General features: G+C 61.3%; 25 protein-coding genes. 21 read left to right on the forward strand and 4 right to left on the reverse strand.

Going from position 1 to position 24604, the window contains the following annotated elements; translation table 11 throughout:
* The first annotated feature begins 19 nt into the window (after positions 1 to 19).
* The 17 genes from proB (at position 20) to HMPREF3149_RS11510 (ending at position 14698) form a co-directional block, all read left to right on the forward strand.
* Positions 20 to 1252 (forward strand): glutamate 5-kinase, encoded by a 1233-nt coding sequence (gene proB, locus HMPREF3149_RS11435; RefSeq protein ID WP_070538265.1) that lies wholly within the window; start codon positions 20 to 22, stop codon positions 1250 to 1252.
* Positions 1252 to 2181, forward strand: a complete 930-nt coding sequence (locus tag HMPREF3149_RS11440; protein WP_070538267.1) for a D-isomer specific 2-hydroxyacid dehydrogenase family protein — start codon at positions 1252 to 1254, stop codon at positions 2179 to 2181. The genes proB and HMPREF3149_RS11440 overlap by 1 nt, the downstream gene beginning before the upstream one ends.
* 13 nt (positions 2182 to 2194) lie before the next feature.
* A complete protein-coding gene (locus HMPREF3149_RS11445; protein WP_070538269.1) occupies positions 2195 to 3100 on the forward strand; it encodes a D-isomer specific 2-hydroxyacid dehydrogenase family protein in 906 nt (301 codons plus the stop codon).
* A gap of 133 nt (positions 3101 to 3233) precedes the next feature.
* Positions 3234 to 3392 carry a hypothetical protein gene (locus HMPREF3149_RS13690; protein ID WP_168162218.1) on the forward strand — a complete coding sequence of 53 codons (159 nt, stop codon included), beginning with the start codon at positions 3234 to 3236 and terminating at the stop codon, positions 3390 to 3392.
* Between the two features lie 33 nt (positions 3393 to 3425).
* Positions 3426 to 4694: a glutamate-5-semialdehyde dehydrogenase gene (locus HMPREF3149_RS11450; protein ID WP_070538271.1), complete on the forward strand. Its 1269-nt coding sequence runs from the start codon at positions 3426 to 3428 to the stop codon at positions 4692 to 4694.
* A gap of 103 nt (positions 4695 to 4797) precedes the next feature.
* Positions 4798 to 6189, forward strand: a complete 1392-nt coding sequence (locus HMPREF3149_RS11455) for an ATP-binding protein (protein WP_070538273.1) — start codon at positions 4798 to 4800, stop codon at positions 6187 to 6189.
* Between the two features lie 192 nt (positions 6190 to 6381).
* A complete protein-coding gene (locus tag HMPREF3149_RS11460; RefSeq protein WP_239179411.1) occupies positions 6382 to 7287 on the forward strand; it encodes a cutinase family protein in 906 nt (301 codons plus the stop codon).
* A 10-nt stretch (positions 7288 to 7297) separates the two neighbouring features.
* Positions 7298 to 8143 (forward strand): cutinase family protein, encoded by an 846-nt coding sequence (locus HMPREF3149_RS11465; protein WP_246820005.1) that lies wholly within the window; start codon positions 7298 to 7300, stop codon positions 8141 to 8143.
* On the forward strand, positions 8136 to 8753 hold the full coding sequence (gene nadD / locus HMPREF3149_RS11470; protein WP_070538276.1) for a nicotinate-nucleotide adenylyltransferase: 618 nt from the start codon (positions 8136 to 8138) through the stop codon (positions 8751 to 8753). The genes HMPREF3149_RS11465 and nadD overlap by 8 nt, the downstream gene beginning before the upstream one ends.
* A gap of 94 nt (positions 8754 to 8847) precedes the next feature.
* A complete protein-coding gene (gene rsfS / locus HMPREF3149_RS11475) occupies positions 8848 to 9315 on the forward strand; it encodes a ribosome silencing factor (protein WP_042531948.1) in 468 nt (155 codons plus the stop codon).
* Positions 9312 to 10010 carry a histidine phosphatase family protein gene (locus HMPREF3149_RS11480; RefSeq protein ID WP_070538278.1) on the forward strand — a complete coding sequence of 233 codons (699 nt, stop codon included), beginning with the start codon at positions 9312 to 9314 and terminating at the stop codon, positions 10008 to 10010. Before rsfS ends, HMPREF3149_RS11480 begins: the two co-directional genes overlap by 4 nt.
* Positions 10010 to 10798 carry a DegV family protein gene (locus HMPREF3149_RS11485; protein ID WP_070538280.1) on the forward strand — a complete coding sequence of 263 codons (789 nt, stop codon included), beginning with the start codon at positions 10010 to 10012 and terminating at the stop codon, positions 10796 to 10798. The genes HMPREF3149_RS11480 and HMPREF3149_RS11485 overlap by 1 nt, the downstream gene beginning before the upstream one ends.
* Before the next feature lie 82 nt (positions 10799 to 10880).
* On the forward strand, positions 10881 to 11498 hold the full coding sequence (locus HMPREF3149_RS11490) for a helix-hairpin-helix domain-containing protein (RefSeq protein ID WP_070538282.1): 618 nt from the start codon (positions 10881 to 10883) through the stop codon (positions 11496 to 11498).
* Complete coding sequence (locus HMPREF3149_RS11495) at positions 11495 to 12745, forward strand: ComEC/Rec2 family competence protein (protein ID WP_070538284.1); 1251 nt, start codon at positions 11495 to 11497, stop codon at positions 12743 to 12745. The genes HMPREF3149_RS11490 and HMPREF3149_RS11495 overlap by 4 nt, the downstream gene beginning before the upstream one ends.
* Complete coding sequence (holA, locus tag HMPREF3149_RS11500; protein ID WP_070538311.1) at positions 12742 to 13680, forward strand: DNA polymerase III subunit delta; 939 nt, start codon at positions 12742 to 12744, stop codon at positions 13678 to 13680. The genes HMPREF3149_RS11495 and holA overlap by 4 nt, the downstream gene beginning before the upstream one ends.
* Positions 13681 to 13691: 11 nt before the next feature.
* Positions 13692 to 14060 (forward strand): ankyrin repeat domain-containing protein, encoded by a 369-nt coding sequence (locus tag HMPREF3149_RS11505; protein ID WP_070538286.1) that lies wholly within the window; start codon positions 13692 to 13694, stop codon positions 14058 to 14060.
* Entirely contained in the window at positions 14057 to 14698 is a 642-nt protein-coding gene (locus HMPREF3149_RS11510; RefSeq protein ID WP_070538288.1) for a LysE family translocator, read from the forward strand. Before HMPREF3149_RS11505 ends, HMPREF3149_RS11510 begins: the two co-directional genes overlap by 4 nt.
* On the opposite strand, the gene HMPREF3149_RS11515 is transcribed toward HMPREF3149_RS11510, so the two are convergent.
* The 4 genes from HMPREF3149_RS11515 to HMPREF3149_RS11530 form a co-directional block, all read right to left on the reverse strand.
* Positions 14695 to 15879 (reverse strand): type II restriction enzyme, encoded by a 1185-nt coding sequence (locus HMPREF3149_RS11515; RefSeq protein ID WP_246820006.1) that lies wholly within the window; start codon positions 15877 to 15879, stop codon positions 14695 to 14697. The genes HMPREF3149_RS11510 and HMPREF3149_RS11515 overlap by 4 nt on opposite strands.
* Positions 15872 to 16681, reverse strand: a complete 810-nt coding sequence (locus tag HMPREF3149_RS11520; RefSeq protein ID WP_070538292.1) for a DNA adenine methylase — start codon at positions 16679 to 16681, stop codon at positions 15872 to 15874. Before HMPREF3149_RS11520 ends, HMPREF3149_RS11515 begins: the two co-directional genes overlap by 8 nt.
* Positions 16682 to 16945 carry a 30S ribosomal protein S20 gene (gene rpsT / locus HMPREF3149_RS11525; protein ID WP_042531928.1) on the reverse strand — a complete coding sequence of 88 codons (264 nt, stop codon included), beginning with the start codon at positions 16943 to 16945 and terminating at the stop codon, positions 16682 to 16684.
* 119 nt (positions 16946 to 17064) lie between these two features.
* Positions 17065 to 17586, reverse strand: coding sequence for a type II toxin-antitoxin system PemK/MazF family toxin (locus tag HMPREF3149_RS11530; protein ID WP_070538294.1), 522 nt, complete (start codon positions 17584 to 17586; stop codon positions 17065 to 17067).
* 18 nt (positions 17587 to 17604) lie between these two features.
* Here HMPREF3149_RS11530 and lepA point away from each other — a divergent pair, with 18 nt between their 5' ends.
* From lepA to efeB, 4 genes are all read left to right on the forward strand, one after another.
* Positions 17605 to 19452: a translation elongation factor 4 gene (gene lepA, locus HMPREF3149_RS11535; protein WP_070538296.1), complete on the forward strand. Its 1848-nt coding sequence runs from the start codon at positions 17605 to 17607 to the stop codon at positions 19450 to 19452.
* A 237-nt stretch (positions 19453 to 19689) separates the two neighbouring features.
* Entirely contained in the window at positions 19690 to 21648 is a 1959-nt protein-coding gene (locus tag HMPREF3149_RS11540; RefSeq protein WP_070538297.1) for an alkaline phosphatase family protein, read from the forward strand.
* A 12-nt stretch (positions 21649 to 21660) separates the two neighbouring features.
* Entirely contained in the window at positions 21661 to 22794 is a 1134-nt protein-coding gene (locus HMPREF3149_RS11545; RefSeq protein WP_070538299.1) for an EfeM/EfeO family lipoprotein, read from the forward strand.
* On the forward strand, positions 22794 to 24038 hold the full coding sequence (gene efeB, locus HMPREF3149_RS11550; protein ID WP_070538301.1) for an iron uptake transporter deferrochelatase/peroxidase subunit: 1245 nt from the start codon (positions 22794 to 22796) through the stop codon (positions 24036 to 24038). The genes HMPREF3149_RS11545 and efeB overlap by 1 nt, the downstream gene beginning before the upstream one ends.
* Positions 24039 to 24604 lie beyond the last annotated feature (566 nt).

Raw genomic sequence — 24604 nt, forward strand, 5'->3', positions numbered from 1 at the left:
GCCGGTATACTGAGCTTTTATGTCAACTGAACCAGACAACCAGCTCGACTATCCTCTCCCTCTCGAACCTTTCGAGGGGCCGACTCCGGACGTGGATTATCCGGAGACTCCCACGCTCTCGGATAAATCCAGTGGCTTCTCCTCTCCGCTGCGTGAACAGATTTCGAAAGCCAAGCGCATCGTCATCAAGATCGGTTCCTCCTCGCTCACGCGCGATGACTTCGTCACCTCCACGGAGAAAATCGACAAGATCGTGGATGCTGTGTGTGCCCGCATGAATGTCTCTGACATCATCATTGTCTCCTCCGGTGCTGTGGCCGCCGGCATGGGCCCCTTGGGCCTGACACAGCGCCCAACTGACCTCGCCACCAAGCAGGCAGCGGCGGCAGTCGGCCAGGTCCACCTCGCGTACGAGTGGGGCGTGTCTTTTGCACGCTACAACCGCACCATTGGACAGGTGCTGTTGACGGCGTCGGACGTCGGCAAGCGCGATCGTGCCCGCAACGCCCAGCGCACCATTGACCGCCTGCGCCAGATGCGCACGGTGCCCATCGTCAACGAGAATGACACCGTGGCGACCTCCGAGATGCACTTTGGTGATAATGACCGCCTGTCTGCGCTCGTGGCCAATCTCGTGAGCGCCGATGCGCTTTTCTTGTTCTCCGACGTGGATGGCCTCTATGACAAGAACCCGGCGGAGCCGGACGCCAAGTTCGTGGAAGAGGTGCGCACCGGTAAGGACCTCAAGGCAGTTGTGGCCGGTGACGGCGGCAAGGTCGGTACCGGCGGTATGGCCACCAAGGTGTCCGCTGCTCGCCTGGCCACCCGCGGCGGCATTCCGGTGCTGCTGACGTCGACGGACAACATCGGCCAGGCGCTTGACGACGCCTCCGTGGGCACCGTCTTCCACACCCGTGAGGAGCGCCGTCTGTCCGCCTGGAAGTTCTGGGCGCTCTACTGTGCCGATGCGGGCGGATCCCTGCGTCTCGATGAAGGCGCGATGGAGGCCGTGGTGCGCGGCGGCAATTCCCTCTTGGCTGTGGGCCTGACCGATATCAAGGGCGAGTTTAACGCAGGCGAGATCGTCGACATCATGGGCCCGAAGGGCCAGGTCATTGGCCGCGGCGAGGTGGGCTATGACTCGACGACGCTGCGCGGACTCATGGGCAAGCACACGGACGAACTTCCTGAGGAACTGCGCCGCCCCGTGGTGCACGCAGATTACCTGTCCAACTTCGCCTCCCGAATCTGATGCGTTATTACATGGGGCCGGACGTGTGGGAGTCCACAGTTCGGGACATTGACGCTGCCGGACATGAGCGTGTGGAGAGCCTTGCTGAGGCCGAGGTCTTCATCAACACCTCTTCCGATGCGTCGGAGGTTCCGGACCTGCCGGAGAATATCCAGTGGGTGCAGTACTGCTTCACGGGGGTTAACCACCTCATCGAGGCCGGCATCATCCGGGACGGTGGAGTGCCGTGGTGCAACTCGGCAGGGGCCTTTGCCAAGCCGGTGGCGGAGTCCGCGTTAGGACTTCTGCTCTCCCAAGCACATCACCACAAAGCCTTCGCGCTGGCGAAATCGTGGTCGGTGTCGAAAGAGCTTGATGAGTCCCAGGCCTGGCTCTATGACCAGCAGGGGCCGAAGCATGTGCTGATTGTGGGAGCGGGAGGCATCGGGAAGCAGCTCATTGCGTACTTGAAGCCTTTCGGTGTGCGTATTACCGCGGTTAACCGTTCGGGGCGCGTGGTTGACGGCGCTGATGCCACCATCCCCATCGAGCGCGTCGATGAGGTGTGGGGCGACGCGGATTTCGTGGTGAGTATTCTGCCGGCGACGGCGCAGACGGAGCACTTCTTCGATGCCTCAGTTTTCCGTGCCATGAAGGACTCGGCGCTCTTTATTAACGTCGGCCGCGGCAGCACGGTCGTCACCGATGACCTCGTGGAGGCCCTGCGCACAGGCCAGATTGCCGGCGCGGGCCTGGAGGTCGTGGACCCGGAGCCGCTGCCGGATGGCCACCCGCTCTATGATCTTCCGAATGCCACAATGACCCCGCACATGGGGGCGTCTTTCCAGGTGGCCCAGCACCACATGGGTGCTATCTTCAATGCCAATGCCGCTGCGTGGGAGCACGGCGAGCCCATGCCCACGCGCGTGGACCCGGATGCCGGATACTAAGGGAGGACCTTTCATGAAGTACGCCATTGAACCGAAGCCGTGGGAGGAGACCATGGCGGTGTTGGACGCTGCGGGGTTTGAACGCGCCGCGCTTTCCGACGCCTCCTTCCTCATCTACACCGGCGACGGCACCGACTTCCCGGACCCACTCCCGGAGAACATCGGCTTCGTCCAGATTCCATCAGCGGGCGTGGACCATGTCCTTGACGTGATGAAGGACAGCACGGTGCCGTGGTCGAATGCGGCTGGGGTCTATGACAACACGGTGGCGGAATCCACCATCGCGTTGTTGCTTGCGCAGCTGCATGCGCACCGCCGCGTCAACGGCACCTTCGACTCTTATGCCGACATGGAGGCCCACACCTCGTACCTCTATGACGATAAAACGGTGGCCATTATTGGTGCCGGTGGCATTGGCAAGCGGCTTATTACCATGCTGTCCGGTTTTGGTCCGCACATCATCGCGGTCAACCGTTCCGGCAACGCGGTTGAGGGCGCGGACGAAACCTACCCCATCGCCGAGGTGGAGAAAGTCTGGCCGAAAGCGGACTACTTCGTCCTCATTGCGCCGCTGACCCCGGAAACCCACCACATGGTGGATAGGGAAGCCTTCAAGCAGATGCCAGCACATGCCGTGGTGGTCAACGTCGGCCGTGGCCCGCTCATCAATACCGAGGACCTCGTTGCTGCTTTGGACTCCGGGGAGATTGCTGGTGCTGCGCTCGACGTCACCGACCCAGAGCCGCTCCCAGACGATCACCCGCTGTGGCAGGATAAGCGCGTGGTCATCACCCCGCACATTGCTAATACGCAGCGATCAGTGCGCGAAAAGATCGGAGCGCACACTATTAAGGTGGCTACGGCTTTTGCGGCGGGGAAGCAGCTGCCCACCCTCGTGGATCCGCACGCCGGATATTAGATATTCGTTCCGGACCGAGGAATCGGTCACGTGTTCTAATCTTCTCCAAGCTGGCGCCGAGCACCGCCGCGACCATGGGGTCTAAACCCCTCGTGCGCTGCGCATAGTAATAAATCGTTGTATATTCCATTTTATGAATAAAAGAAACGGTAATATCTTCGTCATCGTCGGCATCCTTGCGGTCCTTGCATTCCTCCTGCTCGACTCTCTTGCGCACTGGTCGCAGGCGTGGCTCGTCTTTCCTGTCTTCGCGCTGGTAGGATCCTTGGTCTATTTCACAAGAAAACCCTGACGGGCTCGCGCTTCTTCCGTACGCTGGTATGGCATGAGCACTACCGAACGTGAAGAAGTTTTGTCCCAAGCCCGCGCCGCCAAGGCGGTAGCACCCCAGTTCGCGCAGCTGCCTACCCCGCGCAAGAATGAGATCCTCAACCGTGCGGCGGAGAATCTCATCGCGCACACTGAGGACATCCTCGCCGCCAACCAGCGCGATATTGAGGCCGGCCGTGCTAACGGCATGTCTGAGTCCCTCATCGATCGCCTTTCGCTTGACGCCGCCCGCATCGAGGGCATTGCCGGGGGCTTGCGCCAGGTAGCCTCCCTCCAGGACCCGGTGGGGGAGATCCTGCAGGGCCGCACCATGGATAACGGCATCCAGATGAAGCAGGTGCGCGTGCCGCTCGGTGTCATGGGCATGGTCTACGAGGCCCGCCCGAACGTCACCGTCGATGCTTTCGGCCTAGCGCTGAAGTCTGGCAATGTGCCGCTGCTGCGCGGCTCGAAGTCCGCGAAGAATTCCAACGCCAAGCTCGTGGAGCTGCTCCAGGACACCTTGATGGAGTTTGATTTGCCGCGCGAAGGCGTGCAGCTGCTGCCGTGCGAGACCCATGATTCCGTTCAGGACCTCATCACCGCCCGTGGGCTTGTGGACTTGGTCATCCCGCGTGGCGGCGCCCGTCTCATCAACGCGGTGGTGGAAAACGCCACCGTTCCTGCTATCGAGACCGGAACCGGTAACTGCCACTTCTACGTCGATGCTTCCGCGGACCTGGACAAAGCGATCGACATGGTCATCAACGGCAAGACCCGGCGTACCTCCGTGTGTAACTCCACCGAGTGCGTGCTCATCGACGCCGCGCTTGCCGACGATGCCAAGCGCCGCATCATCACCTCCCTCCAGGAGGCGGGGGTCACCATCCACGGCGATGTGAAGGAACTCGAGGCCTTCGGCGTCAAGGACGCCGTGGAGGCTACTGATGAAGAGTGGCGCGAGGAATTCCTCTCCATGGATATCTGCGCCAAGGTCGTTGAGGGCGTCGACGGGGCCATCGCACACATCGCCGAGTACACCACCGGCCACACAGAGGCCATCGCTGCCCAGGACGCCGATGTGCTCCTGACCTTTGCCAACGAGGTCGACGCAGCCGCCGTGATGCTCAACGCCTCCACCGCGTTTACCGATGGTGAGGTCTACGGCATGGGCGCCGAAATCGGCATCTCCACCCAGAAGCTACATGCGCGCGGCCCGATGGCGTTGCCGGAGCTGACTTCCACCAAGTGGATCCTTCAGGGCACCGGCCAGACCCGCCCCTAAGGACAGCTAGAAAAGCTACTCGAAAGCTACTCGAAAGGAAATTTTCGAGTCTGACCTGCGCAAAACATCCTACTCGAAAACTTTTCGAGTAGGATGTTGCTCTGTGAGCGTACAGCGAAACTTTCACGAAGAGCCGCAGCTGCTCTTGAGCGTGCCCGAAGATCAGTGGTTCGATCGTAAATCGTTCCGAATCAAACCCAAGGATTTGGCCAAGACAATCGTCGGAATGGCAAATGCCGAGGGGGGTGTTGTTGCCGTGGGGATTACTGATCGTGGTTTTGATGGCCGTCCCACAGCAGGGCAGGGCAACGATCTGCGGCAGACCGCGTTGGATCACACGGATCCGACCGTTAGAGTTCGCATCGAAACGCTTGACATTGACGGGGATATCGAGGTGTACCTCTTTCATGTCCTACCCAGCGAGCGGGTCCACTATTTAAAGTCAGGGGAGTGTTACCTGCGGGTCGGTGACGAGTCTAGGCATCTCAAGGCCGATGACATCCTTGAGCTTCGATATACCAAGGGCGAGCAGCAGTACGACGCTACTGTGCTGGCGCAGGCTTGTCCGGAGGACCTCGATATGTCCTTAGTCGAAGATTATGCTGACACTATTGGTTCGGCCTCCGGTGTGGATTCACTCCGAGCGCGAAATCTGATTGACCGTCAGGGGAGGCCGCGGGCCGCTGCGCTCTTGCTGTTTGGAAAGAATCCGCAGGAGTTTTTCCCGAATGCTCACATCCGGGTACTTCGCTTCGCGGAGAACGAGCGCCTGCCAGGCCAGCAACAACAGTTGATGGAAGATTGTCGCTTTGATGGTCCTGTGCCGGAGCAGATTCGTGCAGCACAAGAGGCAATCGGCAGGATGCTACCGACAGTTCGTAGACTGTCTGGGGCGGGGTTATTTGAGGAGGAAAACCTCATTCCACATGATGTGTGGTTAGAAGGACTAGTTAACGCAGTTGTGCACCGTTCATACAGCATGTCTGGTGACCATATTCGATTCGAGGTGTACCCCAATCGGATTGAGATTTCTAGCCCCGGACGGTTTCCAGGTCTTGTTGATCCTGCTAAGCCTGAATCGATAGCACGTTTCGCGCGCAATCCCCTCATTGCACGCGTTACTGCTGAGCTTCGCATCGGCCAAGAACTGGGAGAGGGGATCCGCCGCATGTTCGCTGGTATGCGTCGTGTCGGATTTGCTGATCCCTCTTATGCGCAGACGAGCGGCAGCGTTGTTCTGACATTGAAGGCAATTCAACGATTGAACGAGCACGTTCTGAAGGACTTGCCCCGACATGCCGAAGGGGCGTTGGCGGCGTTGGAAACGAGCACACGTCCAATGTCTACGGGGGAAGTGGCGGAAGCTCTTGGTGTGTCAATTCCGTCAGTGCGTCGTGCATTGCAAGTCATGCGTGACAAGGGGCTTGTGAAATGGAGGGGTAATGGCCCGCGTGATCCACGGGCAGTGTGGTTTGTTGAGAGGCCTTTTGGATGAGCTGAGTAGAGCTAGAAAAGCTACTCGAAAGCTACTCGAAAGGAAATTTTCGAGTCTGACCTGCGCAAAACATCCTACTCGAAAAGTTTTCGAGTAGGATGCCCTCCTTTGCCCCGGGGGGGGCGTGCTGCGCGCTGGGGCAGTACTAGGTAATCTGAAGCGCGATAATAAATCCAACCTGATAGGTGTCTAGTGTTGTCCCGCTTTGCTTCCGCTATGGCCGCCGCCGTCATGGCCGTGTCCGCCCTCATCGTCCCTCATACCGTGTCCGCGCCCGCTGCCAGCGCCGATGAGCACTGCCCCGCAGTGGTCTTCGTGGCCGCTCGTGGCTCCGGGCAAAACGGCCAGATCTACCCGACGCAGTATTCCAACCAGGGAGGCCGTGCCTCCAATGGGTGGGAAGGTGAATCCATGCGCGCCATGTTGCGCAACGCCGAATCGCACTACCAGGCCACGCACGGTGGTAACTCGATGATGAAGGACGTCTACGTCCTCGGTCTGGAACCCAAGTACTACCCGGCGACGTACCCGGAGTACACCGTGCCGAACGTGGGGCTGCCCACCACTGCGGCGCAGGCGCTAGGCGTGGTTCTGCAGTACGCTAAGCCGGTCGTGAACACTGCTGTCTCGGCCCTGGATCAGTTCTCGCACTCCGTGCAGACCGGCAAGCGCGGCGTCATGAGCGCCATCAACGACTACGAAGGTGCTACTGGCTGCCACCCGCAGTACATCTTGTCCGGCTACTCCCAGGGTGCGATGGTCATCGCTAGCCATGAGAAGGAACTGGCCAACCGCGGCCAACTCGCTGGTGTGGTTACCTTTGGCAACCCGCTGACCCGCAAGAACGATCCCTCTGTGGTGGGCAATACCCAGGGTGCTGGCGGCCCGATGGGCTTCATGCCCTACCCGCGCGCTACCGGTAACCGCGTTGATTACTGCCTGCCGCTCGATGCCGTATGCGACCTTTCCGTAGGCACCCTGTACGCCGCAGAGCCCACTGGTGGCTCTCATGGTCAGTACTTCTTCGCCCCCCACCAGTGGGATAATCAGGTCTACGATTCTATCGGCCGCATGGTGGATGGGGTTCGTTTCCGCTAAACAAGAAAGAGTGAAGCCTTTTCTCTCGCTCCTTGCGCTGTTCAGCGCAGCACTGGCCGTGACGGCGAACCCGCCTGCTGCAGCAGGTGGTATCGACACCTGCCCAGGCACCGTGGTGCTTGTCGCGCGCGGATCGGACCAGAACGAGGCCCACGGCGAACACGTTGGTCCGCAGCGCTACGCCGAGCATGCACCGGCGTCCACCGGCTTCGAGGGGCGAAATTTCGCAGCACTCTTCCACCACGTGGAGCGCCGGCATCCCGGCACAATGGATGATGTCTTTGTGCTCGCGCTTGATGATGTCTCCTATCCCGCCACCATGAACCTCCCACCCCTCGCGCGCGAGGGGGAGGAGCTCAGCCCGCGCCACATGCTGCTGCGCGTGGCTGAGATAGTGCAGGAGTACCCAGTCGGGGATTTGGTCCGCTCAGTCACGTGGGGCGCCATCCAGAGCGTGCGTACGGGCATCACCAACGCCCCGAAGGTGGTGGCAGACTATGAGGACTCCACCGGCTGCCACCCGCGCTGGGTTGTGGCCGGTTACTCGCAGGGAGCTGTGGTGACCACGAGTGTGGAGGCTCACCTCGCCAAGAGCGGGCGCCTCCACGGAGTCATCACAATGGGCAACCCGCTGCACCAGCTGCCGGGGGTGCGCAACCGCGCTGGACTTCCCGCGGACCGATACGTGGATTACTGCCTCCCCGGTGACTTTGCCTGCGATTTCTCCCTCGGTGCCGCCGGCGATGCCTTGGCCACCAAGGCGCAGCGTCATGCGTCCTATTTCTTAGGGGAACTCTCCGGGCAGGACGTGCAGGTCATCGACGCCGTGGCCGGTATACTCACCACCCATGACTAGTCCGCAACGCATCGGAATCATGGGTGGCACGTTTGATCCCATCCACAACGGCCACCTCGTGGCCGCCAGCGAGGTAGCCCACCGCTTCCGCCTCGATACAGTGGTCTTCGTGCCCACCGGCCAGCCCTGGCACAAGGCCGGCAAACAGGTCACCGCCGCAGAACACCGCTATCTCATGACGATGGTGGCCACAGCGTCGAACCCGCGCTTCACCGTCTCCCGCGTGGACATTGACCGCGAGGGACCTACCTACACCATCGACACGTTGCGGGATTTGCGCGCCGTCTTCCTCGACGCGGAGCTCTACTTCATCACCGGCGCAGACTCGCTCGCCTCCATCATGAGCTGGCGGGACTGGGAAGAGATGCTGGAAATGGCGCACTTCGTCGGCGTGACCCGCCCCGGCTACGAGCTCAGCAAGGACATGCTGCCGCAGGAGTCTCAAGAATCCATCGAGCTCATCGAGATCCCTGCCATGGCTATTTCCTCCACCGACTGTCGCGCCCGCGCCGAACAAGGCCAGCCGGTGTGGTACCTGGTGCCGGATGGGGTCGTGCAGTACATCGCCAAGAATCACCTGTATGGCCCGCGTCCGGAAAAGCCGCTGTAGGATTCTTGCGCTGGGATGCACCTAACTAGGAAATCACGCCCCCGACGTGTAAGACTAGAGGTCTTAGTACTGTACGCGTTGTGTAGGGATAGTCATGTCGATTACTGATGAAGCACGCCTCATGGCGGAAACCGCCGCCTTGGCTGCGGATGAAAAGTTGGCCACCAACATCGCCGCCATCGATGTCTCCGACGTGCTCGCCATCACCGAGGTCTTTGTGTTGGCCTCCGCCGATACCGAGCGCCAGGTGGCGTCCATCGTCGAAGAGGTAGAGGACGAGCTCACCAAGAAGGGCTTCGAGCCCAAGCGTCGTGAGGGCAACCGCGAAAACCGCTGGGTGTTGCTCGATTATGGCCCCATCGTCGTCCACGTTCAGCGCAATGATCAGCGCGAATTCTACGGACTCGACCGCCTCTACCACGACTGCCCGCTCATCGAGATCCCGGGCATTGAGGCCCCGGAGCGCCCCGGCGAGTGGGCCACCGAGGTCAACCCCCGCGAGGTCGAGTCCATTGATGAGATTCCGCTGGCCCAGCCGGAGCCGGAAGACGACGAATTATGACCCGCCGCCTCCTCCTCATCCGCCACGGTCAAACCACCTACAACGCCACCGGCCGGATGCAGGGGCACCTCGACACCGAGCTGTCTGAAGTTGGCTATGCCCAAGCCCGGGCCGCCGCCGAGCTGCTCGAGGACAAAGAGATTACGGCCATCGTGGCCTCCGACCTCATCCGCGCCCTCGATACCGCGGACGTAATCGGGCGGCAGTTGGGGATTGAGGTGGGCGTCGATAAGCGCCTGCGTGAGACCCACCTCGGTGACTGGCAGGGCATGACCTCCGCCGAAGTCGATGAACAGTACCCCGGTGCGCGCGCTCTGTGGCGCCACGATCCCACGTGGGCCCCGCCGCAGGGCGAAAGCCGCGTTGACGTGGCCCGCCGTGCCCGCCCAGTGATCGATGAGCTTATGCGCGAGCTGCCTGACTGGGATGAAGGCGCGGTGCTCGTCGTTGCGCACGGCGGCGCTATTTCCGCGCTGACCTGCCACCTGTTGGGCCTGGAGCACCACCAATACGGCATCCTCTCCGGGCTGAAAAACACGCATTGGTCGCAGCTGACCGCCCGCCCCGAATTCGATGCCTCCCAGCCGCTGTCTCCGCTGGAATTCACGCCCGACAACGTGGATAGTGCCCAGTGGTACTTCGACGGCTGGAACATGGGCGGTGCCGTCGTTGGCGGCGCGGGGGCGGACGTCTAGTGATTCGCGTCGTCACCGACTCCGCCGCGGGTCTGCCTGCGGACATCGTGGAGGAGCTCGGCATTAGCGTGGTGGACCTCCACGTCATGGAAAGCCACGGCAAGGACGGCGCAGAGCTGTCCACATCGGGGCTGACTGCGCTGGAGCTCGCGGCGCTGTATGGCCGCGAGATGGAACGCTCCGGTGATGACGGCGTGCTGGCCATCCACCTGTCCAAGGAGTTGTCGTCGACGTGGTCGGCGGCGGTCACGGCATCGGGCGTGTTTCCCGATACCGTGCGCGTCATCGACTCGGGCACCGCCGGCATGGTGATGGGCGCGGCCGCAATGACCGCTGCGAAGCTGGCCCAAGAAGGCGCGTCGCTGAAGGAATGCTATGACGGCGCCCGCGACACCCTAGAGCGCAGCCACACATGGGTCTATCTCAACTCTACGGAGGATCTTCGCCGCTCTGGGCGCATGTCCGCGGCGACGGCGATGTTATCCACAGCCCTGCTGGCCACGAAGCCCATCATGGCTGTGCAGGCCGGAAAGCTCGAAATGGTGGGCAAGACCCGCACGCAGACTAAGGCTTTTACGAAGCTTGTGGACCTTGTGGCCTCCCGCGCTGAGGGCAAGCCGGCCTTCGTTGCCGTGCAGTACAACGACAATGAGGCCGCCGCACGCCGCCTGGAGGATCTGTTGCGTCTGGCGCTGCCGGAGTCTTCGTTTATGCGCGTTGCGCTTACCGACGTCCTCTCTGTCCACGTCGGCCCTGGCGCCATCGGCGTCTCCGTCGTGTTCAGTTAGCTGTTGACGCCTTCAACAAGTTATCCACAGGCAGCGGCGCAAGCACTCGACGGGTAGGGAGGGGCTGCGTAGCGTCGCGGGCATGACTGCGATTGCTGACCGTCTTCGTGACCTCACCCGGCCGACCGGGGAAGAAGAGCTGCTCAACGTTGACTACCCGCGCCCACGGCTACGCGTGCCCCCGCGACTGGCGCTCGTGGCGGCGGGGCTGGCTGCGGTGGGTCTGCTCGCGTGGCTGGGCACCTCCCGCGAGTCCACTAATCCTTATGAGGTGCCCGCGCTCAGCAGCGAGGTGCCGGCGGACATCGTGGTGTCGGTGGTCGGGGAGGTGGATTCGCCCGGCCTGGTCACCCTGGCTCCGGGCGCGCGCGTCAACGATGCGCTGGCGGTCGCGGGGCCGAAGGTGCCCACGGATAACCTCAACTTGGCGCAGAAGCTTAACGACGGCGAACAGATCACCGTCGGCGCTCCTCCCGGCGACGACGGCGGCGCGGCGGGAGCTGGTGACGGTACCGTTTCCCTTAACTCCGCTACCGCCGAGGAGCTCACAGCCCTGCCAGGAATAGGCCCGGCCACCGCCGCGGCCATTATCGCGCACCGCGAGGAGGCTGGACACTTCTCCTCGGTGGACCAACTCATGGACGTCTCCGGTATCGGTCCGGCAAAGTTCGCGCAGCTCAAGGACAAGGTGCGTCCGTGAGGGAGCTGCGGCTCGTGCCTGCGGCGGCGGTGGCGTGGTTGGCCACTCTCGCGGTGCTCTTCGGCCAGCCGTGGTTGTTGGTGGGGCTTGTCGCCTTTGTCCTTGTGCGCCAGCGCGCGCCTGGGCAGGCCATCCTCTGCACCGCCAGCGGTGCCCTCTTCGCCACGGTGGCCGCTGTGCGCATGCACCGCGCCGGGCAGTTCCGCTTCGGCGCCGAGGTTACCGGACGCCTCACTGCGGATCCCATCCAGACCGCCTCGGGGTGGATGGTGCGCCTGTCCGTTCCCGGATACCCGGCCCAGCTTCCGGTTTTCCTTAGCGAACAACCCGAGGCCTGGTCCGGCTCGCTCGTCACGATTCACGGCCAGCCTGGCCCGGCCAACCGCGTCGGGGTAGGCCAGACCGTTTTCAGCGGCGATCTCACCGCCCATACCCACAGCTGGACCGCCGCTGTGGCGGCGAACTTTCGTGCCATCTGTGACAACGGGCTCATCCCCGGAATGGTGCTGGGAGACACCAGCCTGCAAAGCCCTGAAGACAAGCAGCTCTACATCGACACTGGGCTCTCACACCTCAGCGCGGTCTCCGGGTCGAACGTCGCCATCGTGTGTGCCGCGGCAGCGTTGCTGGTGAAGGGGCAGAGGGTGAGGGTGGGGGCGTCGGCAAGCGCGTTGGCGTTGTTTGTGGCGCTGGTGGGATGGGAGCCCTCCGTCCAGCGCGCCACCGTCGCCGGCGTGGCTGGGCTGCTCGCCGTGCTCAATTCCTCCAAGATGGAACCGCTCCACGCGCTCTCCCTCGGCGTGCTGTTCCTGCTGGCCTGCGATAGCGACCTCGCAGTCAGCTACGGCTTCGCCTTGTCCGTCGCCGCCACCGCGGGCATTGTGGCGCTGACCCCGCTGCTGCTGCGCGTGTTGGGAACCGGCATCATTGCGCGTGCGGTTGCGGTGGCCATCGCCGCGGATATCGTCACCATGCCACTCATTGCGCTCATGACCGGGCGCGTCTCGGTGGTCTCCGTCATCGCTAACGTGCTGGCAGCACCCGTGGTGCCCATCATCACCGTTGTGGGGCTCATCGCCGCCGCACTCGCCCAAATAGGCCTCGGCCGCCCGCTTGTCATCCTCATCGAACCCCTCGCAGACTGGATCCACGCCGTCGCCGCTGCCATGCCTCTGACCACGGTGGAAGCTGGGCCCATTGCCGTGCTGCTCCTCGGCGGGTGGCTCATCGCCGCGTTGCTAAGATGACAGGCATGTCCGTGCACCTCATCCTCGGCGATGACGAGTTCCTTGCCGAGCGCGCCCGCCTCTCCGTCCAACAGGGCGATGTCACCAAACTCAAGGCCTCCGAGGTCAGCGAAGGCGAAATCCTCGAGGCCACCAGCCCCTCCCTGTTCGGTGATGAGCGCTGCATCGTCATCAGTGATGTCGAGAAGGCCGGCAAAGAGGTCACGCGCATTCTTCTCGACGCCGCCGCCAACCCCATGCCCGGCATCACCCTGGTACTCATCTACTCCATCACGGCCAAAACACTGAAGAAAAAGAAGAAGCCGCCGGAAATCGTCGCCGCCCTGCGCAAGACCGGTGAGGTCCACGAGGTCTTCTCCCTGTACTCCAACGAGCTGGGCCCCTGGGCCACGCGTGAGTTCGCCTCCCACGGCGTGCGGCCGACCCCGGATGTGGTGCAGGCGCTTCTCGACGGCGTCGGCTCCGACCTCCGCGAACTCGCCTCTGCCATCTCCCAGCTTGTCTTCGATACCGGCGGCAAGGTTACCCGCGAGGCCGTCCACGCGTACTACGTCGGCGTGGCTGAGGTGGCCAACTGGGATATCGCGGACGCCGCCGTGGCTGGGCGCGTGGAGGCGGCGGTTTCGACGTGCCGCCGCGCCCTACAACTCGGCGCGAGCCCCGTGGCGATTGCCGCGGCCTTGGCCAACAAAGTGGGCAACATCGCACGCCTGTACTCCGCACGCGGTGACCAGTATTCGCTGGCCTCCCAAGCCGGCATGGCACCGTATGCGGTCAAGCTCACCCAGCCGGTGGCGCGCCGCTGGTCGGGGGAGAATATCACCAAGGCCGTCATTCTCATGGCGGAGCTCGACGGCGCAGTCAAAGGCCAGGGCGGCGAAGAGGAGTTTGCCATTGAGGCCGCCGTGCGCCGGGTGGCGGAGTTAGCACGCTAAACTATCCCACCATGGATGAGATCCAGGACTTCGCAACCAAGCTTTTTGACCTCGCCCGCGACGGCGACGCCACCCTCCTTGAGTACATCTCCCAAGGCGTCAACGTGGACATGGTGAACCAGGACGGCCAGTCCTTCATCATGCTTGCCGCCTACCACGGGCATGCCGAGCTGGTGCGCCTGCTGGCCGCCGCCGGCGCCGACGTCAACCTCCTCAACGACCGCGGCCAATCCCCGCTGGCCGGGGCCATCTTCAAAAAGGAGGACGCGGTTATTGACGCCCTCCTGGACGCCGGCGCCGACCCAACCGCGGGCCACCCCAACGCCGTTGACTCGGCCCGCATGTTCGGCCGTGAGGATCTGCTCGAGCGACTGTCATGAGCTGGTCCGCGTTTGCGGCCATTATTCTCATGAACCTCGTGGGGGCGTCCGCGCCCGGCCCCGACATCGTGCTGATCACGCGTTATGCCACGCGCTCGCGCCGCCATGCCATCGCTGCAGCCACCGGAATTCAGGTGGGCGTGCTCTTCTGGTGCTCGCTCACCGTCTTTGGCGCGGCCGCTCTGCTCACGGCTTTTCCGGGGATCATGTCCCTGATTCAGGTCGTCGGCGGCTGCTTCTTGGTCTTCATGGGCGTGCTTTCCGTTCGGTCCGGCCTGGAATTGCGCACGCAGCCGCCGCAGGATGAGGACGACGCAGCGGCCCGACTGGGGTCGGTGGGCAAAGTCTTTCGCACCGGACTGGCCACCAACCTGTCCAACCCCAAGATCGTGCTCTTCCTCGCGGCCATGGTTGCCCCGCTGCTGCCGCCGCACCCGCCGCTGTGGCTGTCGTTGGTGCTGGTGCTGAGCCTGTCACTGTCGAGCTACGTGCTCTTTGTGGTGCTCTCAACGGTGATTTCTACCCGCCCGATTCGCCGCCGCCTCCTGGCCGCGGGACCGTGGATCGACATCGGTTCCGGTGTCTTCTTTGTCGTGGCCGGCTGTGCCTTGGCGTGGGCCGGCATCCAGGCTGCTTAGCCTGCGCTGTGCGCGATAAGTTCCGCGACCCACTGCGACCATGCCACGACGGTCCCGGCTCGGCGTCGCAGGGTGCTATCGCCCAGCCCTAGCTCGGCCGCGCGCATGAGCGCCATCGCCTCATCCACCGTCAGCGCGCGCTCCGACTGCGCCACGCTCTCCAGCATCTCCCGGAACACTGGCCGGGCGGCCAGCGCCTCCACGAGCGTGAGGTTGCGCTCATCGCGGTTGCCGCGCAGCTCCTCCAGTCCCAGATACCGGGCGGCGTTGGTGTAATAATCCGCCTGCCGCGGGCTAAAACCAAAGGTTTCCGGCATGTCTGCCTTCGCCACGGGGTTCTCCAGCAAGCTGATGACGCGCGCAAAAGAATCCGCCTGGGGGAAGGGAATCTCTGGACGCTCCACGCGGGTGCGTGCGAGGACACCCGCTACCAAGGCCGGGGTGAGGGTGGAGGGGCCGAGGGTGTAGCGGTGGGCGTCGATAAGCTCAATGCTCCGAAAGTCCGCCGGGTCCTTAAACGCGTAGCGATAGAAGTGGTACACGCCGTTGGAATACACCAGATACACCGGCACCACCTCCTTCTTAAGCGCCAGCGAAAAACGGCGGAAAGGAAAGTAGAGCTGGCGGATGTTGAAGTCGGGGGAGAGGTGGTTCTTCGCCTCAACGAGCACGAGGTGCTCCGCAGATTCGAAGCCCGCATCAATTTCCATCTGCGCGCGATCCACCACGATGTCCTGGCCGCCCACCTTCATAGGCAGGCGCTGCGTGGACATCCGCCCGCTCACCGTCGGCACGAGCTCGTCGCCGAGAAAATCACGGAGCATGCCGCTCAAATGCGCCGTCGTGAGCGCCGCGCTTTCCGAGGTCACATTCTCAAAATCGATCGACTCAATATCCTCCGGCACTGGCACCGACGTCAGTGGCCCTGCGTCGTCCGGGAAAGGCTGATACAGGTCGAAGTGGCCGATGAAGTACGCGTCGCGGCGAATGGGTAGCATCGACAAACCATGCTCGCGAAAGACCGCCGGGCGAGCGGCCGAGAAATCGTGCTTAGCCATGAGCCGCGGCTCGCGCCCGGACAGCGCTTTGAGCCGTGGGGCCTCGAGGATGGCGTAGCCAAACGTGGCCAGTTCGGTCTCGAGGTGGGGGAAGACGAGGTCCCAGGCGGTGTCATTAAGCATAATTGCGCACGAGCACCTCATCGACCTTGCCGCGCTTCGACGCCACGGAATTCACCGCGCGTGTAGCCCCCACAATCTCGATGCGATAATCCGCGTAGAGCTCCTTGATGAAATCCGTCGCAGAATTCGAGAGCAGGAACTTCACCCCGCGTGCATCCAGCGCATCGCAGGTCTCCTTGAGGCGTATTTGGTCCGCGCGGCCGAACCCTCCGGACTGGTAACCGGTGAAATTACTCGTCGGGTTCACCGGATCATAGGGCGGGTCGAAGTAAACGAAATCCCCCTCGTTCGCCTCCAACGCGGCATAATCCCCGTTGGAAAAAACCACGTCATTGGCGTTAAGGTACGCCGACACCGCCCGCAGGTTGGGCTCATCACAAATCGTGGGATTAGCGTAGCGGCCAAACGGGGCGTTGAACTGGCCGGCGTTATTCACGCGGTACAGGCCGTTGTAGCAGGTCTTGTTGAGGTAAATCGTGCGCGCAGCACGTTCAACGGGGCTCAAGTGCGCAAACTCCGGCGAACGGTCGCGGGCGCGCATCTCGTAGAAGAAATCCGACTCATTCGGATAGCCCTTGAGCAGGGCGATGAGCTCGTCCACATCGTCGCGGACGACTTCATAGACGGTGATGAGCTCGGTGTTGAGGTCATTGACCCGGGCGCGGGTGGGCGCCAAAGAAAAAAGAACCGCTCCGCCGCCCAAGAACGGCTCGACGTACGTGTCGAAGCTCTCAGGCAGCATGGAGTGGATGGCGGGAAGTAACTGACGTTTTCCTCCCACCCACTTCAGGAGCGGTTTCATTTAGGCCATCTTGTTGAAGGCGGTGGCCATACCAGACTTCTTGTTGGCCGCATTGTTGCGGTGGAAGACGCCCTTGGACACGGACTTGTCCAGTGCGCGGGAAGCAACGCGGAGCTGCTTCTCGGCAGCAGCCTTGTCGCCAGCCTCGACGGCAGCGCGGAACTTGCGGATCTCGGTGCGTACGGCGGAACGCACGGCCTTGTTGCGCTGACGGGACTTCTCGTTGGTGAGAATGCGCTTCTGCTTGGACTTGATGTTTGCCATTGTTATACCTCTTACAGTCGTAGGAAATGTTTACCGAGGAAGGCGGACCCAAGGTCCTGACCGCCACACATGCCTCGGCATCCCAGAAAATCTATCAGGAGCAGCCTCGAATCCCCAAATCACGCCCAGTGATAACGCGAGCGCAAGCGGTTAGCAATGCGCTCGAAGCGCCGTTCCGGAAAAAGCGTGCCCTGGCGGCGACATTGTTCCTCTGAAATTTCCAGCACGCGGTCTATGCGCACCCAGCATTGGCGGCCGGATTCGTCCCATTCGCCGGTGCCAATGTCGAGCCATTCTTCCTTATTGGCGTGGCCCGGATTAGCGGAGATGAGCAGTCCCAGCACGGTCGTGCGGGTGCGGGAGACGATGAGGACGGCGCGTTCGCGCGGTGGGGACTGTTTGCCGTCGGACGGTGCCCAAACCCACACGACCTCACCGGAGTCGGCCTGCCCATCCATGTCGGGGGTGAAGAAAACACTGCGGGGATGGTCGGCAGCAGCCTCGATCCGGATATCGGCTGCTTTACGCGGTTCTGTGACGGAATCACTCTGGTTCATGCCGAGGCGTTCGGTGATGCGCTGGAGGCCGTCATCGACCGGCTCGGGACGTCCGAAACCTAAAATGCGGGCCAACCTAGTCATGTCGTCTATTCTAAACGCATGTCTACAAACTTCGCGGCTACTACGTTTACGGATCCGTCCAAGATTCGAAACTTTTGCATTATCGCCCACATCGACCACGGCAAGTCGACGCTGGCTGATCGCATCCTGCAGTTGTCGCAGGTGGTGGAGGAGCGCGACATGCGCGACCAATACCTCGACAACATGGATATCGAGCGCGAGCGCGGCATCACCATTAAGGCGCAAAACGTGCGCCTGCCGTGGATTCCGCAGTCTGGCGAGTTCGAGGGTCAAGAGATTGTCATGCAGATGATCGATACCCCCGGCCACGTCGACTTCACCTATGAGGTGTCGCGTGCGCTGGAGGCGTGTGAGGGCGCCATCTTGCTTGTCGACGCCGCCCAGGGCATCGAAGCCCAAACCCTGGCCAACCTCTACCTGGCTATGGAAAATGACCTGGAGATCATCCCGGTTCTTAACAAAATTGACCTTCCCGCGGCGGATCCGGAGAAGTACTCTTTGGAGATTGCCAACATTATTGGCTGCGAGCCGGAGGAGGTCTTGCGCGTGTCCGGCAAGACCGGTGAGGGCGTGCCGGCGTTGCTCGACAAGGTGGCTGAGCTCGTCCCAGCCCCGACGTCCGAGTTTGGTGAGGATGCCCCGGCCCGCGCCATGGTCTTCGACTCGGTCTATGACACCTACCGTGGCGTGGTGACCTACATCCGCATGATGGATGGCAAACTCACCCCGCGCCAGAAGGTCACCATGATGGCCACGGGCACCAACCACGAGCTGCTGGAGGTGGGCATTGTCAGCCCCACGATGCAGAAGTGTGAAGGTCTAGGCCCGGGCGAGGTGGGTTACCTCATCACGGGCGTGAAGAACGTGCGTGAGACCAAGGTGGGTGACACGATTACGTGGGCGTCGAATGGCGCGAGCGAGCCGCTCAAGGGTTATGCCGACCCCAACCCCATGGTCTACTCCGGCTTGTTCCCCATCTCCCAGGCCGACTTCCCGGATCTGCGTGATGCGCTGGAGAAGCTGCAGCTTAACGACGCCTCCCTCACCTTCGAGCCCGAAACCTCTGTTGCCCTGGGCTTTGGTTTCCGCTGCGGCTTCTTGGGCCTGCTGCACATGGAAATTACCCGCGACCGTTTGGAGCGCGAATTTGGCCTCGACCTGATTTCCACGGCACCGTCGGTGACCTACCGCGTCGTAGCAGAAGACGGCGAGGAGTCCATCGTGCACAACCCGTCTGACTGGCCCAGCGGCAAGCTGAACGAGGTGTATGAGCCGATTGTGAAGATGACCATCATCGTGCCGGAGGAGTTCGTGGGCCCGACGATGGAGCTGTGCCAGGCTAAGCGTGGTCAGATGGGTGGCATGGATTATCTCTCTGAAGACCGCGTGGAGCTGCGCTACACCATGCCCTTGGGCGAAATCATCTTCGACTTCTTCGACATGCTCAAGTCCCGCACTAAGGGCTACGCCTCGCTGAACTACGAGGAGGCAGGCGAGCAGCTGGCGGACCTGGTCAAGGTGGATATCCTCCTCAACGGCGACCCGGTCGATGCCTTCTCCGCCATCGTGCACCGCGAGTCCGCGCAGTGGTACGGCAACAAGATGACGAAGAAGCTCAAGGAGCTCATCCCACGCCAGCAGTTCGAGGTACCCATCCAGGCGGCGATTGGCTCGAAGATCATCGCGCGTGAGAACATCCGCGCGATGCGCAAGGACGTGCTGGCCAAGTGTTACGGCGGCGATATTTCCCGTAAGCGCAAGCTGCTGGAGAAGCAGAAGGCCGGTAAGAAGCGCATGAAGTCCTTGGGCTCTGTCTCGGTGCCGCAGGAGGCTTTCGTCGCGGCGCTGTCCACGGATGGCGATTAGGAAAATTTACTATGAATTGTACATGAACTGCTGTCATGTCCGCTGAACGGTAAATTGGTGGTCTAGACAGCGCTTTCAGGGCATTATCTTTCCGGGGAATGCCCTTTTTCTTTTGTTGCGGCAATGCCACAGTAGGCGTTAAATCCGCTGTGAAAGCGACCAATGACTCGTCTGGCGAGCCACAGCCACTTTCAACCTCATTGTTCCTAAGAGTCTCATCTAAGGTTGGAATCTTCCATGAAACTTCGCTCTCGTGCTGTGGCCCTGTGCGCCGCAGTTGCTGCAACGACGTCCGCCGTCCCGGCCCTAGCTGCCCCTGCGACCCCCATCGAGCACGTCGTGGTCATTTACTCGGAGAATATTTCCTTCGATCACTACTTCGCAACGTACCCGAATGCCCTCAATAAAGACGGCGAGAAGCTGCAGGGCAGTGAAAAGGATGCCCCGAAATTTAAGGCCAAGGAAGGCACCCCGAAGGTCAACAACTTGGAGAACAATGACCTGCTCGGAGATAAGAACCCGAACTCTACTAAGCCTTTCCGTCTCACCCCGGAGCAGGCTGTGACTGCGGACCAGAACCACCACTACGCCGATGAGCAGAAGGCCTACAACGGCGGAAAGATGGACAAGTTCCCTGAGACTGTGTCTGTAGACAATGACAAGTATGACCCGCAGTCCTACGGCACCACCGGCCTGACCATGGGCTACTACGATGGCAACACCGTTACCGGCATGTGGAACTATGCGCAGAACTTCGCCATGAACGATAATTCGTTCTCCACTATTTTCGGTCCATCTACGCCGGGCGCGCTGAACCTTATTGCAGGAACCGTTGCTGGTGCCACGATGCATGACCCGGCCACGGGTGAGCAGCAGACCATCAAAGATGGCGAGAACCACGCTTTGGCCGGTGTTTCGGAAGACGGAAAGACCGCCACCGTGGTGGGAGACCCGGATCCGCTGTACGACGACTGCTCCAACAGTTCCTCCGCTGGCACCAACCAAGTCACCGCGATGCACTCTAAGAACATCGGCGACCAGCTCAACGAAAAGGACGTCACGTGGGGCTGGTTCCAGGGTGGTTTCCGTCCTACTGAAGAGGCCACCGATACCTCCCGTGCTCGCTGCGGCTCGTCTCACACCACGCTGACCGGTAATCCTCAGACGGACTACAACCCGCACCACCAGCCGTTCCAGTACTATGCATCGACGGCGAATCCCCACCACCTCGCGCCGTCGAGCGATGACATGATCGGTAAGACGGACCGGGCTAACCACCAGTACGATCTAAAGGATTTCGACACCGCCCTCAAGCAGGGCAACCTGCCGGCTGTGTCCTTCCTTAAGGCGTCGAACTTCCAGGATGGTCACGCAAGCTACTCCAACCCGCTCGATGAACAGGCTTTTATTACCCACTACATCAACGAGCTGCAGAACTCCCCGGAGTGGGACTCCACCGCCGTGATTATTGCCTACGATGATTCCGATGGTTGGTACGACCACCAGGCACCGGAGATCCTCAACGGCTCCAATGACCCACACCAAGACTCCGAGATTTGCACTGCGGCTGCTGCTAAGGTCGGCGTTGCCGGTGACAAGCATGGTCAGTGCGGTCCGGGTACCCGCCAGCCGCTTATCGTGGTTTCCCCGTACGCCAAGACCAACTTCGTTGATTCGACCTACACCGAGCAGACCTCCGTCACCAAGTTCATCCAGGACAACTTCGGACTGGGCCGCTTGGGTGGCATTGCCTTCGATGAACGCGCCGGCGAGCTGAACAACATGTTTGACTTCAACGGTGAGAAAGCTCCAAAGCTTTTCCTCAACGAGACCGACGGCACGGTGGCAAAGGACTATGCCTCGATCGAACACGTCGATGTCACCCCTCGCGCTGGCACCAACCTCAAGCCGGTCGTCGAGGGCATGAATGATCCGAAGGTGACCGAAAACGGCGTTCCGGAAATCACCAAGCTGCAGTCTGAGACCAAGCCTTCCGAGACCAAGCCTTCTGAGACCAAGCCTTCCGATGACAAGAAGGACGAAGATAAGAAGGACAAGTCTTCCGAGTCTTCCAAGGGTGGCGTCTTCGCCATCCTCGCCGTGCTTGCCGTCGCTGCCGCCGGTGTCGTTGGTTGGTTCATGAACGGTCACCCCGGCCTGGACCTAGACAAGCTCGGCATCAAGCTGCCGTTCTAATCTGACAAACCCATGAAGACCTTACATATCACCACTGCGGCGCTTGCCGTCATGCTCATCGCCACCCCTACCGCCGATGCTCAAAGCTCCTTCGGGCTCAGCTCTTCGAGTTCCGATGCGCCCCCTAAGGTGTCTGCTGAGAAACCGGAGCCGCAGCTCAATGTGCGCGACGTGTACCACTGTCCGACTCCGGACGACGTTCAGGGACAGGCGGAGTGGAAGGTCTTCAACACCACCGGCCTTGCCCTCACCGTCTACGTTGCAGATGATGCGGGTAACGCCTACCAGGTCCTCGAGCGCGTTGGCAGCCCTGCTCAGCGCGCCTGGACCCCCAAGCTTCAGAACGGTACGTACCACCTGACGTGCGTGTTCCATAACGACTCCGCCATTAAGTCGAATAACTTCACAGTGTCTGGCTCCACCTTTACGAACGCTCCGAAGATGGTGCCTATTACGGATCGCGAGATTTCCGCGGTCGCCATTGAACAGGCAACGCAACAAAAGAAGCGCCTTCCCGAACTTGCTAGCAAAGCTGATGCCTTGGGTAAGGCTGTTCATTCCGGTAATCGTGCCGATGCACAGGCCGCCTATCTCGAGTTCTACGAGTTCTTTCGCACCTTTGACAACTATTCGGGTCTGTGGCCGGGAGAGGATGTTGAGTATGGGGGCGTCGAAAAGCAGCTCTTCTCCGACGCCGACCTCACGCCTACGCTTGCCGACGCCCTTGTGGCCGCCGTTCACGCCAAAGTTGAGACCCTTGAAAAGACGCACTTTACAGTGCCAGCTCCCGATTATGGCCTGCGCACCCACGAGGTGATGGAAGAATTTGAGCGATTCGATATGCGCGGCGAGCGTGATTACGGCGCCCATGCGCTACCAGTGGCATTGCGCGCCAATGTCCTCTCCACTCGTTTCATGCTCGACCCAGTACGTGAGCTGGTGGAAGGCCGCGGTCTAGATACGGCGCCGATTTACGCCCAGCTTGAAGAACTTGATGCTTTGGCCGCTGAATTCGATGCGAAGTATGACGTTGCCTTTGCTGAATGGTCCCAGAAGGATCGTTTGCGCCTGCAAGCTGCGGTTGCGAGCGCCAACGAGTTGCTCGCTCCGGTAGCTACCATGACTGTTGTCCGAAGGATGGATTAATGACCTGCCCGTTTCACTTCTCTCGTCGCTCTTTTCTTTCGGGACTCGCCGCGAGTACCGCGGCGGTCGCCGTACCAACGGCGAATGCGCAATCGAGCTTCTTCGGTTCTTCCAAGCCGATGACGAATCCGGACAATGGCAGGAGTAAGGACCTTGAGGAAGTTGCCGCCTTTCACGGCGAGCACCAAGAGGGCATTGTGACGGCGCCACAGAAGTTTTGTGAGGTTATTGCTCTTGATATCCAATTCGCAGATGTGTCGCGTTTGGAGACCCTTCTGCGCACCATAACGGATCGCGCTCGCTTCCTCACTACTGGCGGCCAGACCCCGCCCGATGGTATTGCTTACCCGGCGAATGATTCCGGTGAGCTGGGAACTGACCTGCCTACGGACAACCTGTCCATTACCGTGGCGGTGGGCGAGTCTCTTTTTGATGACCGTTTCGGCCTCAGCTCGCACAAACCTGCGCACCTATCCACGATGGAAGCTTTTGCCGACGACTCGCTTCAAGAAAATCTCTGTCATGGTGACCTCGCCATCCAGATTTGCGCCGACCAGCACGACACCGTTCTGCACGCGCTGCGCGATATCTTGCGCCACACACGCGGCGACGTCGCGGTGCGCTGGCGCCAGTCTGGATACATGAACGAGCCCCGCCCGTCCGGCACGCAGCGTAACCATTTGGGGTTCAAGGATGGAATAGTGAACCCGAAAGAAGAGGAGAACGACACCCTAGTGTGGGCTGGTACCGATGAGCCCGCGTGGGCCGCGGGAGGAAGCTACATGGTGGTGCGCCTTATTGCGATGTACACGGAGTTCTGGGATCGTATTTCCATTGCGGAACAGGAGCAGATTTTCGGGCGTGACCGTGCCACTGGCGGGCCGCTCTCGGGCGGCGATGAATGGGCGGAACCAAGCTACCTCGACGATCACGGAGACGTCATTCCTACCGATGCCCATATCCGTTTGGCTAACCCGCGCACTCCTGAGACCGCGGATCAGCTTATGCTGCGCCGCGCGTATAACTACGACAACGGCGTGCGCGATAATGGCACCCTCGATGTAGGTTTGGTGTTTATCTGCTTCCAACAGGATCTGGAGCGCCAGTTCATCACCGTGCAAAAGCGCCTTGAGGGCGAGCCGCTTGCGGACTACATCCGTCCTTATGGCGGTGGCTATTTCTATGCGTTGCCAGGTGTGCGCGATGAGTCGGATTTCTTCGGACGCGCACTTCTCACCGCCTAACCTAGTCCGTGCGTTGAGTGCCATTGGGGCTTGAATTCTTGGGGTCCGAAACCGGGACTTCCGGAGCATGATTCACCCATAGCCCTGTACCGAGAACACCCATTCCATTAGCGGACCCCCATTTCATTAGCACTGTGCGCTTCACACTGCGCAAGCCAGATTGGCGCGGGCGTGCGCGACGAGGTGGTTTTCTTCGCTCGCTGCTCGGCACTTATCCCACGCGCGCCGAATTTCCCGTCAACCTCCTTCTGGTTGGCGGGTTTCGCTCTTTAAGGTCCCTTAACCCCGGTGGGCAGCGCGTGAATCGTTGTGTGGGATCGCCGACATGCCCGCGCACTTGGCTTTGGTTGGCGGGTTTCGGCGTGTACTGGTCGTTGGTGGTGTCCTTTCTGTTTGGTGGCTGGGGTGTTAGCTGCTGTCGGGTGGTGGCTGTTCTGGTGGTGCGGCTGGGGTTTGTGCTGGTGGTGGTTCTGCTTGCTGTTCGGCGGCGAGTCTGGCGAGGGCTTCTTGGTATTCGGGCATGGCGGTAATTGGTACACCCCAGGGTGGGATGTAGCCGATGCCGG

Origin of the sequence: Corynebacterium sp. HMSC05E07 (assembly GCF_001807225.1) — a bacterium.
GTDB lineage: Bacteria > Actinomycetota > Actinomycetes > Mycobacteriales > Mycobacteriaceae > Corynebacterium > Corynebacterium singulare.

Excerpts from the sequence above, each read along its gene's own strand:
- proB (WP_070538265.1), top strand. The coding sequence starts at position 20 with ATGTCAACTGAACCAGACAACCAGCTCGACTATCCTCTCCCTCTCGAA.
- HMPREF3149_RS11440 (WP_070538267.1), top strand. The coding sequence starts at position 1,252 with ATGCGTTATTACATGGGGCCGGACGTGTGGGAGTCCACAGTTCGGGAC.
- HMPREF3149_RS11445 (WP_070538269.1), top strand. The coding sequence starts at position 2,195 with ATGAAGTACGCCATTGAACCGAAGCCGTGGGAGGAGACCATGGCGGTG.
- HMPREF3149_RS13690 (WP_168162218.1), top strand. The coding sequence starts at position 3,234 with ATGAATAAAAGAAACGGTAATATCTTCGTCATCGTCGGCATCCTTGCG.
- HMPREF3149_RS11450 (WP_070538271.1), top strand. The coding sequence starts at position 3,426 with ATGAGCACTACCGAACGTGAAGAAGTTTTGTCCCAAGCCCGCGCCGCC.
- nadD (WP_070538276.1), top strand. The coding sequence starts at position 8,136 with ATGACTAGTCCGCAACGCATCGGAATCATGGGTGGCACGTTTGATCCC.
- rsfS (WP_042531948.1), top strand. The coding sequence starts at position 8,848 with ATGTCGATTACTGATGAAGCACGCCTCATGGCGGAAACCGCCGCCTTG.
- HMPREF3149_RS11480 (WP_070538278.1), top strand. The coding sequence starts at position 9,312 with ATGACCCGCCGCCTCCTCCTCATCCGCCACGGTCAAACCACCTACAAC.
- HMPREF3149_RS11490 (WP_070538282.1), top strand. The coding sequence starts at position 10,881 with ATGACTGCGATTGCTGACCGTCTTCGTGACCTCACCCGGCCGACCGGG.
- holA (WP_070538311.1), top strand. The coding sequence starts at position 12,742 with ATGACAGGCATGTCCGTGCACCTCATCCTCGGCGATGACGAGTTCCTT.
- HMPREF3149_RS11505 (WP_070538286.1), top strand. The coding sequence starts at position 13,692 with ATGGATGAGATCCAGGACTTCGCAACCAAGCTTTTTGACCTCGCCCGC.
- HMPREF3149_RS11510 (WP_070538288.1), top strand. The coding sequence starts at position 14,057 with ATGAGCTGGTCCGCGTTTGCGGCCATTATTCTCATGAACCTCGTGGGG.
- HMPREF3149_RS11515 (WP_246820006.1), bottom strand. The coding sequence starts at position 15,879 with ATGCTTAATGACACCGCCTGGGACCTCGTCTTCCCCCACCTCGAGACC.
- HMPREF3149_RS11520 (WP_070538292.1), bottom strand. The coding sequence starts at position 16,681 with ATGAAACCGCTCCTGAAGTGGGTGGGAGGAAAACGTCAGTTACTTCCC.
- rpsT (WP_042531928.1), bottom strand. The coding sequence starts at position 16,945 with ATGGCAAACATCAAGTCCAAGCAGAAGCGCATTCTCACCAACGAGAAG.
- HMPREF3149_RS11530 (WP_070538294.1), bottom strand. The coding sequence starts at position 17,586 with ATGACTAGGTTGGCCCGCATTTTAGGTTTCGGACGTCCCGAGCCGGTC.
- lepA (WP_070538296.1), top strand. The coding sequence starts at position 17,605 with ATGTCTACAAACTTCGCGGCTACTACGTTTACGGATCCGTCCAAGATT.
- HMPREF3149_RS11540 (WP_070538297.1), top strand. The coding sequence starts at position 19,690 with ATGAAACTTCGCTCTCGTGCTGTGGCCCTGTGCGCCGCAGTTGCTGCA.
- HMPREF3149_RS11545 (WP_070538299.1), top strand. The coding sequence starts at position 21,661 with ATGAAGACCTTACATATCACCACTGCGGCGCTTGCCGTCATGCTCATC.
- efeB (WP_070538301.1), top strand. The coding sequence starts at position 22,794 with ATGACCTGCCCGTTTCACTTCTCTCGTCGCTCTTTTCTTTCGGGACTC.